Origin of the sequence: Ancylobacter tetraedralis (assembly GCF_014195655.1) — a bacterium.
GTDB lineage: Bacteria > Pseudomonadota > Alphaproteobacteria > Rhizobiales > Xanthobacteraceae > Ancylobacter > Ancylobacter tetraedralis.
This window is the reverse complement of record NZ_JACICD010000004.1, coordinates 538,055-547,928: the sequence shown is the minus strand read 5'-3', so window position 1 is coordinate 547,928 and position 9,874 is coordinate 538,055. Positions and strand designations below refer to the sequence as shown.

General features: G+C 69.1%; 7 protein-coding genes and 1 pseudogene. 3 read left to right on the top strand and 5 right to left on the bottom strand.

All coding sequences use genetic code 11. The features are described from left to right. Positions 1-202 precede the first annotated feature (202 nt). On the bottom strand, positions 203-1,189 hold the full coding sequence (locus tag FHS55_RS13590) for a tripartite tricarboxylate transporter substrate binding protein BugD (protein WP_183190266.1): 987 nt from the start codon (positions 1,187-1,189) through the stop codon (positions 203-205). 216 nt (positions 1,190-1,405) lie between these two features. Here FHS55_RS13590 and pabB point away from each other — a divergent pair, with 216 nt between their 5' ends. The 3 genes and pseudogenes from pabB to FHS55_RS13575 all read left to right on the top strand — a co-directional run bounded on the left by pabB (position 1,406) and on the right by FHS55_RS13575 (position 4,343). Next, entirely contained in the window at positions 1,406-2,833 is a 1,428-nt protein-coding gene (pabB, locus tag FHS55_RS13585) for an aminodeoxychorismate synthase component I (protein ID WP_183190323.1), read from the top strand. Then, positions 2,830-3,390 (top strand): annotated as a pseudogene (locus FHS55_RS13580) (anthranilate synthase component II); the annotation flags it as partial. The gene pabB and the pseudogene FHS55_RS13580, both read left to right, overlap by 4 nt. 143 nt (positions 3,391-3,533) lie before the next feature. Next, positions 3,534-4,343: an aminotransferase class IV gene (locus FHS55_RS13575; protein ID WP_183190264.1), complete on the top strand. Its 810-nt coding sequence runs from the start codon at positions 3,534-3,536 to the stop codon at positions 4,341-4,343. A 3-nt stretch (positions 4,344-4,346) separates the two neighbouring features. Here FHS55_RS13575 and FHS55_RS13570 read toward each other — a convergent pair whose 3' ends face one another. The 4 genes from FHS55_RS13570 to FHS55_RS13555 form a co-directional block, all read right to left on the bottom strand. Then, on the bottom strand, positions 4,347-5,159 hold the full coding sequence (locus FHS55_RS13570) for a DUF930 domain-containing protein (protein WP_183190263.1): 813 nt from the start codon (positions 5,157-5,159) through the stop codon (positions 4,347-4,349). A gap of 67 nt (positions 5,160-5,226) precedes the next feature. Then, positions 5,227-6,219: a serine hydrolase domain-containing protein gene (locus FHS55_RS13565; protein ID WP_183190262.1), complete on the bottom strand. Its 993-nt coding sequence runs from the start codon at positions 6,217-6,219 to the stop codon at positions 5,227-5,229. Positions 6,220-6,331: 112 nt separating this feature from the next. After that, complete coding sequence (locus tag FHS55_RS13560) at positions 6,332-7,930, bottom strand: 2-isopropylmalate synthase (protein WP_183190261.1); 1,599 nt, start codon at positions 7,928-7,930, stop codon at positions 6,332-6,334. Positions 7,931-8,290: 360 nt separating this feature from the next. Further along, positions 8,291-9,865, bottom strand: coding sequence for a DHA2 family efflux MFS transporter permease subunit (locus FHS55_RS13555; RefSeq protein ID WP_183190260.1), 1,575 nt, complete (start codon positions 9,863-9,865; stop codon positions 8,291-8,293). Positions 9,866-9,874 lie beyond the last annotated feature (9 nt).

Below are 9,874 nucleotides of genomic sequence, written 5' to 3'. Positions count from 1 at the left end.
ATGCGGATCGCCCGGCCCATTGGCAGGTCCATCGCCTGCCAGGCGAAGAATGCGGCCAGCCCGATCAGCAGGAGGCCGCTGGCGACATCCTTTCGATTCTTCACGAAACGCGTCATGCGCGGACTTTCCCCGAGATCGTCACGAATGAAGCCCACCCGGCGACGCGCGCGTCGCCGGGTGGGTGGCCCGTCAGGGCGCCGCGTCAGTCGGCGAAGACGCCGGCCTGCTCGATGACCGGCTTCCACTTGGCCACTTCCGCCGCGAGGAAAGCCTTGTGCACCTCCGGGGTCGCGCGATCGAGCGCCACCGGCTCGGTGCCCAGATCCGCGAAGCGGGCGATCACCTTGGGGTCCTGCAGTGCCTGAACCAGCGCGGCGTTGAGCTTGTCGACCACCGCCTTCGGCGTGCCCTTGGGAGCATAGGCGCCATGCCACACCGCCACCTCGAAGCCCGGCAGCCCGCCCTCCTGCAGGGTCGGCAGGTCGGGCATCGACTTGAGGCGGTTCTTGGTGGTCACACCATAGGCCTTCACCTTGCCCGCCTTGATCTGGCCGGTGGTGTTGGTGGTCTGGTCGCACATGAGGTCGATCTGGCCGCCGATCAGGTCGTTCATCGCAGGGCCCGTGCCCTGATAGGGAACGGTGGTCATCTGCGTGCCGAGCGCGGACATGAACAGCATGCCGCACAGATGCGAGGCGGAGCCGACGCCGGCATTGCCGTAGATCACGCCGTCCTTCTTGTCCTTCACGTGCGCGATGAGCGCACCGATGTCCTGGGGCGCAAGGTCCGGCTTGCCGATCAGGGTCATGGGAGCGTCGGTGACGAGCCCAACCTCCTCGAAATCGGTCAGCACGTTGTAGGGTAGCTTGCGGTAGAGCGTGGCCGCCGTCGCCTGGCCGATATGGTGCAGCAGGATCGTGTAGCCGTCCGGCGCCGCCTTGGCGACCTGTCCCGCCCCGCGCGTGCCGCCGGCACCGCCGACATTCTCCACGATGACCTGCTGGCCGAGCGAGCGCGACATCGATTCGGCGACGAGGCGCGCCACCGTGTCGGTCGGCCCGCCAGCGGCGAACGGCACCACCATGGTGATGGTGCGTGAGGGATAATCCTGCGCGTTGCCCTTGCTGAGCGGCAGGGCGGTGAGCGCCAGCGCGGCGAGCGCCATGGCGGCGGCGGTCAATTTCTTCATGCGTCCCTCCCGAGACTGTGTGTGGCTTGTTCTGAACGCTTGAGCGACTTCGAGCCGGAGCGAACCCCGGCCGGCGCCCTGTTGTCCATCTAGGCGAGCATTGGCGTGCCTGTGCGTCAAGTGACGCTTTGGACTGAGGCGGGGAGGACGGCAAACAAATCGCCTCCCGCGCCGTCCGATCTAGGAACGGGCGGCATGAGGCTCCATATTCGGTCCATGATTCAGGAAGCGCTCCCGATCGTCGTCGAAATCGCCTTCCAGGACCCGTGGGAGGCCGCGCGCCGCCTCGCGGGCGGGGCGGATGCGCGCCAGTCCGGGCTGGTCTTCCTCGACAGCGCGATGACGCATCCGCGGCTCGGGCGCTGGTCCTATCTGATGGCGCGTCCCTTCGGCCGCTTCCGGGTGGAGAGGGGCGTGGCGCGCTGGAACGGCATGCACGAGGCGCTGGCGCCGCTGGAGGCACTGCGTGCCCGGCTCAGGGCTTATGCGCAGCCGCGCCTGCCGGGCGACTTCGCCTTCCAGGCCGGCGCGGCGGGCTATGTCGCCTATGAGGCCGGCCGCCTGTTCGACCGCTTCCCGACGCGCGCGGCCGAGCCGGGCGAAGGGCCGGAAATCGACCTCGGCTTCTACGATCTCGCCATCGCCTTCGACGTGGTCGGCCGGCGCGCCTTCATCGTCTCCACCGGCTGGCCGGAGCAGGAGCCCGCCCGCCGCGTGCGCCGCGCCCGCGAGCAGCTGGCGCAGGCGAGCGAGCGGCTCGCCGGGCCCCTGCCCCCGCTGGGCCCGCCGGCGATCGCCCGCGACTGGCGGTCCAATTTCGATGCCGACGGATACAGGACAGCCGTTGCGCGGGTCATCGAGTACATTCGCGCCGGCGATATCTTCCAGGCCAATTTCACCCAGCGCTTCGAAGCCACACTCGACGCCGCCGACTCGCTGGCTCTCTACGACCAGCTGCGCCGCGCCAATCCGGCGACCTTCGCCGCGCTGATCGTCAATGATGACCGCATCATCGCCTCCTCCTCGCCGGAACGCTTCGTGAAGCTGACCGGCCCGCAGGTGGAGACCCGCCCGATCAAGGGCACGGTACCGCGCTCGGTGGAACCGACGCTCGATGCCTTCCGCGGCCGCGAGCTCGCCGCCAGCGAGAAGGACCGCGCCGAGAACGTGATGATCGTCGACCTCCTGCGCAACGACCTCTCGCGGGTCTGCCGGCCTGGCACGGTGAAGGTGCCCCACCTGTGCGGGCTGGAGACCTATGCCAATGTGCACCACCTCGTCTCGGTGGTGATCGGCACGCTGCAGGACGGGCGCGACGGGCTGGACCTGATGGCCGCCTCGTTTCCCGGCGGCTCCATCACCGGCGCGCCGAAGATCCGCGCCATGGAGATCATCCGCGAGCTGGAGGGCCGCCCGCGCGGCCTCTATTGCGGTTCCATCGGCTATATCGGCTTCGATGGCGCGATGGACTTCAACATCGCCATTCGCAGCGTGACGGTGGAGAACGGCCCGGATGGGCCGGTCGCCAGCTTCGGCGTCGGCGGCGGCATCACCGCGCTGTCCGACCCCGCCGCCGAGCATGCCGAGAGCCTGACCAAGGCCGAGCGGCTGTTTCGCGCCTTCAAGCCGGAGGATGGGGCGTGATCCTGCTCATCGACAATTACGACAGCTTCGTCTTCAACGTCGCACGCTACCTCACCGAGCTGGGCGAAGAGGTGCAGGTCGTGCGCAACGATGCGCTCGACCTCGCCGCCATCGAGCGCCTGGCCCCCGATGCGCTGGTGATCTCACCCGGCCCCTGCTCGCCCTTTGAGGCCGGCATCTCGCTGGCGGCGGTGCGCGCCTTCTCCGGCCGGCTACCGATCCTGGGCATCTGCCTCGGCCATCAATGCATCGGCCAGGCCTTTGGCGGGCGCGTGGTGCGCGCGAAGGAGCCGATGCACGGCCGCGTCTCCCGTGTCACCCATCGCGGCAGCGACCTGTTCGAGGGGCTTCCCTCCCCCTTCCCGGCCGGGCGCTATCATTCGCTCGCCGTCGAGTTGGACCCCGGCTCCCCGCTCGTCGCCACCGCCTGGAGCGAGGATGGCGAGATCATGGGCCTCGCCCACCGCACGCATCCCACGCTCGGCGTGCAGTTCCATCCCGAATCGGTGCTCACCGGGCCCGGCTATGAGCTGATGGCGAATTTCCTACGCATCGCCGGGCTGGGCAAGGCGATGCCGGCGCTCGCCCCCGCCCCCGCACCGGATGACGCGCCCCAGCTCTACCCGCCGCTGCTGGCGCCCGCCGCCTTGACCACCCCGGACTGGGCCAAGGTCTGGCCCGCCCGCTGGGGCGCGGAGACGTGAGCGCCACCCTCTCGGTCGAGGATCGCGGCTTCACGCTCGGGGACGGCGTGTTCGACACCGCGCTGGCGCTGGGAGGGGTGGTCTTCGCGCGCGACCGTCATGTCGAACGGCTGCTCGCCGCCGCGCGGCACCTCGGCATCGCTATCGAGCGCGCCCGGATCGAGGCGGCGCTCGATGCGGCGCGGACCACCGATCCCGCCATCCTGCGCACAACGGTCACACGCGGCATGGCGGCGCGCGGCCTGTGGCCAGCGAGCGCGGGGGAGCCGACACTCATTGTCACCGCCGCGCCGTGGAGCCCCACCCTGGTCGGCCTGCCGGCCCGCCTCGTCACCGCCACCGGCCGGCGCAACGAATTCTCGCCCACCGCCGGCCTCAAGACGCTCGGCTATCTCGACCACATCCTCGCCGCGCGCGAGGCCGCCGCCGCCAGCGTCGACGACGCGCTGATCCTCAACACAGGCGGGCGTGTGTGCTGCACCACCATCGCCACCATCTTCGTGCGGATCGGGGGCCGGCTCATCACGCCCTCGCTGGCCGAGGGCTGCCTGCCCGGCATCCTGCGCGCGCTGGTGATCGAGGCGGCGCCCGCGCTCGGCCTGAGCGTGGAGGAGCGCCCGCTGGCGCCGGAAGTGCTGTTCGGCGCAGACGCGGTCTTCCTCACCAACAGCGTACGCTTCATCCGCCCGGTGCTGGCGCTGGACGGGCGCCCGCTCGCGACCGACAGCGCGACGGTCGCGGGACTGATGTCCCACCTGCGGGCGCAGGTGCGCGCCGAATGCGGCACGAACCTCCCCGCGCCCTGAACCTCAGTGCAGGGAGGGCAGATTGTCCGCCGTCCATTCCTCGCGCGGAATCGCCGCGCCGACCCGGAAGGCGAAGCCCACCACCTTGCGCAGCCCGGGATCCAGCTCGCATCGATAGGACACCTCGTACCATTTGCGCTGGCTGCGGAAGGCCCCGCCATGGGCGGTGAGCGTCCTGCCCTCCATGCGCGTGTCGGACAGCGCATAGTCGACCAGCCGGTCAGGCTGGAAATCTGCCTTCCAGGCGTGGATCTGTTCCATCGCCTCGAGGTCGCACAGCTGGGCGATGCGATCCTCATCCACCAGCCGCCCGAGTTCGCGGCGCAGCCCCCGGTTATGCGGCTGGCCGAGCGCCAGATCGGAGAGCATGCGCGAAGGCTGGATCATGTCCGGCGGCGTCGCCCTGGCAGACGGCCGGGCCGCCGCGGTGGGCGTTGATGTCGGGGGCGCCGACGGCAGCGCCTCGGACGCGGTATCTGGCGCCGGCGGAGCCGTTTCCGACGGCGCCGGGGTGGAGGGCGCCGGGGTGGAGGGCGCCGGGGTGGAGGGCGCCGGGGTGGAGGGCGCCGGCGCGACGCCGCGCAGCGCGTCGAAGGCGCGAGCGTCGATCACCTCCGTCTGCACGGCATTTTCCTCAATCGGCGGCAGGCGCGCCGACATGGCGAAGACCAGCACGGCGGCGAGCAGGGCGAGGTGCACCCCCACCGAGCCGGCGAGGCGTGCGGCATCGGCGGTCAGGCTCGGCCGCACCCGCCCTGCAGGGCGCGCATCCAGAGCCGGCAGATCGACCTCCGGGGCGGACACAGCCAGAATCATGCGGCGCGGATCGTCATCGGCGGGCCTCGAGCGGTGGCGACAGCCATCCCCGACCGGGCGGGCAGCATTATGGCGGCGACGCCTCGACGAGGCGCACGAGCAGGTCCACCAGTTCCGAGCTGCGCACCGCGCGGCCGCCCTGGCGCCAATCGGTGGTGACGGTCATCACCAGGCGCCGCGCGGGCACGATGGCGATCATCTGCCCGCCGAAGCCGGCGGCATAGGCGGCACCCGGGCCGAATATGTCGGGGTTTGGCACCCACCAGAGATAGCCGTAGCTCTGATGGCCGCGATCGGTCGGCGACCACGCGGTGGTGGAGGCCGCGACCCAATCGGCAGGCACAATCTGCCGGCCGCCCCACATGCCACTGTCCAGGTAAAGCTGGCCGAAGCGGGCCGCGTCCCGTGCGGTGAGGCGGAACGGATAGGCCGGGTGTTCGGAAGCCTTTTCGCGCACATAGCGGCCATCGGCGGCGATGAAGTCCTGCATGCCGATGGGCCGCGCGATACGCCGCTCGAAGGCGGCGAACACGTCCTCGCCGGTGGCGCGGCGATAGATGGTGCCCAGCGCGTTGAAGTCCCAGTTGTTGTAGAGCCAGAAGCTGCCGGGCGGGTGGCTGCCGCGCGCCGGGCGGTCGCGCTTCATCGGCGCCGTTTCATGTGCGGCGGGGTGATAGATGCCGGACCGCGACATGATGAGGTCGCGCAGCCTCGCGCGGCGCTCCTCCGGGGTGAGCGCGGGCGGGAGGTCGTCAATGCCGAGATCGGCCAGCGTGCTGTCGAGCGACAGCCGCCCCTCCGCCACCGCGATGCCGATCAGCGCCCCGAGCAGGCTCTTGCGCACCGAGGCGACATCAACCTTGCGGGTTACATCGCCCCAGCCCGCCACCAGCCGGCCATGCTGCGCCACGACCACGGCTGTCGTGCCTAGCCGGGCCGCCTCGTCCTGCACCGCCGTCAGACGGGCGGACGACCAGCCGGCGGCGATGGGATCGGCGCTCGCCCACACCGCGCCGGGCACCGCATCAGGGGAGGCAAGCGAGGGACATCCGCTGCCCATAAGAGATACCGCCGCACCGAGGACGGTGCGGCGGCTGATCGCGCTTGCCGAGGGGGCTGCAGGTCGGAATGCCAAGGTCGGGACACCAGCCTGCGCACGATCGCCCCCCGGCTCACTCCGCCGCCGGCTGCGACTGCGCGTTGAGGCTCTGGCGCTTGGTCTGCAGCTTGTTGAGCGCGATGATATAGGCCTGCGCCGAGGCGACCAGCGTATCCGGATCGGAACCGCGCCCCGTCACCGCCTTGTCGCCCTCTTCCAGCCGCACCGACACCTCGGCCTGCGCGTCGGTGCCCTCGGTCACGGCATGCACCTGGTAGAGCGCCAGCTTGGCGGCATGCGGCACGATCGCCTTGATGCAGTTGAACACCGCGTCCACCGGGCCGTTGCCCTCGCATTCCTCGGTAGTGACGACGCCATCGACCGCCATTTTCATGGTGGCGCGCTGCGGGCCGTGGCTGCCGGCGATGACGGAGAGCGACACCAGCTTCATGCGGTCATGCGCGGCGGCGATCTCCTGATCCACCAGCGCCTCGATATCCTCGTCGTAAACCACCTTCTTTCGGTCGGCGAGGTCCTTGAAGCGGGTGAAGGCGTCGTTCAGCGCGTTCTCGCCCAGTTCGTAGCCCAGCGCCTTGAGCTTGTCGCGGAAGGCGGCGCGACCGGAATGCTTGCCCATGACCAGCGAGGTCTTGGACACGCCGACACTGTCGGGCGTCATGATCTCATAGGTCGTGTTGTTCTTGAGCATGCCATCCTGATGGATGCCGCTCTCATGGGCGAAGGCATTCCGGCCGACGATGGCCTTGTTGTACTGCACCGGGAAGCTTGTTACCGCCGAGACGAGCTTGGAGGCGCGCGTCACCAGCGTGGCGTCGATGCCGGTCTGGTAGGGCAGCACATCCGAGCGGGTGCGGATGGCCATCACCACTTCTTCCAGCGCCGCGTTGCCCGCGCGCTCGCCGAGGCCGTTGACCGTGCACTCGATCTGCCGCGCGCCGCCGGCCAGCGCCGCCAGCGAATTGGCGACGGCGAGGCCGAGATCGTCATGGCAATGGGCGGAGAACACGATCTTCTCCGGGTTCGGCACGCGGTCGAGCACGCGCTCGCGCACGTTACGGAACATCGCCTCATATTCGGACGGGGTGGCGTAACCCACCGTATCGGGCAGGTTGATGGTGGTGGCGCCCGACTTGATCGCGGTTTCCACGCAGCGCACGAGATAGTCGAGCGGCGTGCGCGTGGCATCCATCGCCGACCATTCGATATCGTCGATCAGGTTGCGCGCCTGACTGACGGTGGCGGTGATGATGTCGATCACCTGATCCTGCGTCTTGCGCATCTGGAATTCGAGGTGGATCGGCGAGGTCGACACGAACGTGTGGATGCGCGGGCGCCGCGCGTGCTTCACCGCCTCGCCGGCGCGGGCGATGTCGGCGGGAATGGCGCGGGCGAGGCCGGCGATCACCGCGCGCTTGGTACGGCGGGCGATCTCGGCGACCGAATCGAAATCACCATTGGAGGCGATCGGGAAACCCGCCTCGATGACATCGACGCCCATCGTGTCGAGCAGGTCGGCAACCTCCAGCTTCTCCTCGAAGGTCATCGAAGCGCCGGGGCACTGCTCGCCGTCGCGCAGCGTGGTGTCGAAGATGATGACGCGGTCAGTCTCGGTGGAAGCGGAGGCGGCGCTTGTGGCGTTGGTGGCGGACATCGGGGCGTTCCTTCTTGTCTGCGGGCGCCGGGAGCCGTGCGGGTTCACATCCCTCGCGGCTTCGTCCGGCGCAAATCTGGCTTTCTCAGGCGGTGGCGTGGAGGCATCGTCCCCTGAGCGCCCAGGCATCAGCCCGGCCGGCCCTCAGGGGCGGCTAAGAAGAAGCAGGCCGGACGCAAGGAGAGACTTCCCCGTGAACCGCAAGGCGGCCGGGGTCGCGGAATAGCAGCGGGCGGACGAAGGCGTCACGGCTCGGCTCTCGCGAGGTTGCTCTCTGGACTCGCTGTTTAGCCGAGAGCCGGCACAACGGCAAGAGCGGCGTTGACGGACAGCTGGGCCGGCGGGGTCCAGGCGCGGGGGTCAATGCCCCCCGCCGCCGCCCATCGCCTTCGGCCGGCTCATCAGCGGCGTGCAGAAGAACAGCACCACGAACAGCACGGTGAGCACCAGGAAGACGTCGGAGAACGCCATCACCTCGGCCTGCAGGCGCACCTGCCCGGCCAGCTTCTTCAGCGCGGCCGCCTCGGCATCCGAGCCGAGCGAGCCCATGGCCTGGGTCATGGTGTCCAGCCGCTCGACCGCCGTCGCGCTGGCCCATTGGACGCTTTCATGCAGCCGCGCGAGGTGCAGGTCCCAGCGGTCGTTCAGCACGGTGTTGATGAGCGCCAGCCCGACCGCGCCGCCGAGATTGCGCATCAGGTTGAACAGGCCGGAGGCGTTCTTCATCTGCGAGGGCGGCAGCGTGCCGAGCGAGATATTGTTGATCGGGATCATCGCCATCATGATGCCGACGCCGCGCAGGATCTGCGGCACCAGCAGCTCCCAGAAGTCGAAATCCTTGGTGATCCCCGTCATCTGCCAGGTGCCGATGGCGAAGACCGCGAAGCCGATCGCGATCATCATGCGCGGATCGACCTTCGCCACCATGCGCCCCGCCACCGGCGCCATGAAGAACATGGCGAGGCCCGAGACGAACATGGTCTCGCCGATCTGCAGCGCCGAATAGCCGCGCACCCGGGCGAGATAGAGCGGGTAGAGATAGGTCAGGCCATAGAGGCCGATGCCGACCACGAAACTGAAGGCAGAGCCGACCGAAAAATTGCGGTTGGCGAAGGCCTTGAGGTCCACGACCGGATCGCGCGCCAGCAGCACGCGGGCGAAGAAGGCGATGGACGAGAGCCCGCCGACGATGGCGAAGAGGAAGATCGCGTTATCCTCGAACCAGTCATTGGTCGGCCCTTCCTCCAGCACGAATTCGAGGCTGCCGAGGAAGCCGGCCATGAAGAGCAGGCCCCACCAGTCGAAACGCTGCAGCAGGGCGAGATCCGGCTCGTCGAAATCCACCAGCGTCACCGTGGCGATGACGACGAGGATGCCCGGCACGATGTTCACGAGGAACAGCCAGTGCCAGGAAAACAGGTCGGTGAGGTAGCCCCCGATGGTCGGGCCGATGGTCGGCGCCAGCGTCGCCACGAGGCCGATCAGCGGGGTGACGATCGGCAGCTTCGAGCGCGGGAAGATGGTGTAGGCCGCCGCGAACACGGTCGGGATCATGCCGCCGCCGAGAAAGCCCTGCAGCGCGCGATAGGCGATCATCTCGTTGATGCTGGTCGCCGTCGCGCACATGAAGCTCATGAGCGTGAAGCCCACCGCCGAGGCGGCGAACAGCCAGCGCGTCGACAGCGCTCGCGACAGGAAGCCCGACAGCGGGATCATCACCACCTCGGCGATGAGGTAGCTGGTCTGCACCCAGGAAATCTCGTCCGACGAGGCGGCGAGCCCGGCCTGGATCTCGGACAGCGAGGCGGAGACGATCTGGATGTCCAGGATCGCCATGAACATGCCGAACACCATGCACAGGAAGGCGAACATGCGCCGCCCGTCGGTGGAGGCCGCGCGCGGCGCCGCTCCCGCTGTGATCGTTGCATCGGTCATGGTCGCAGC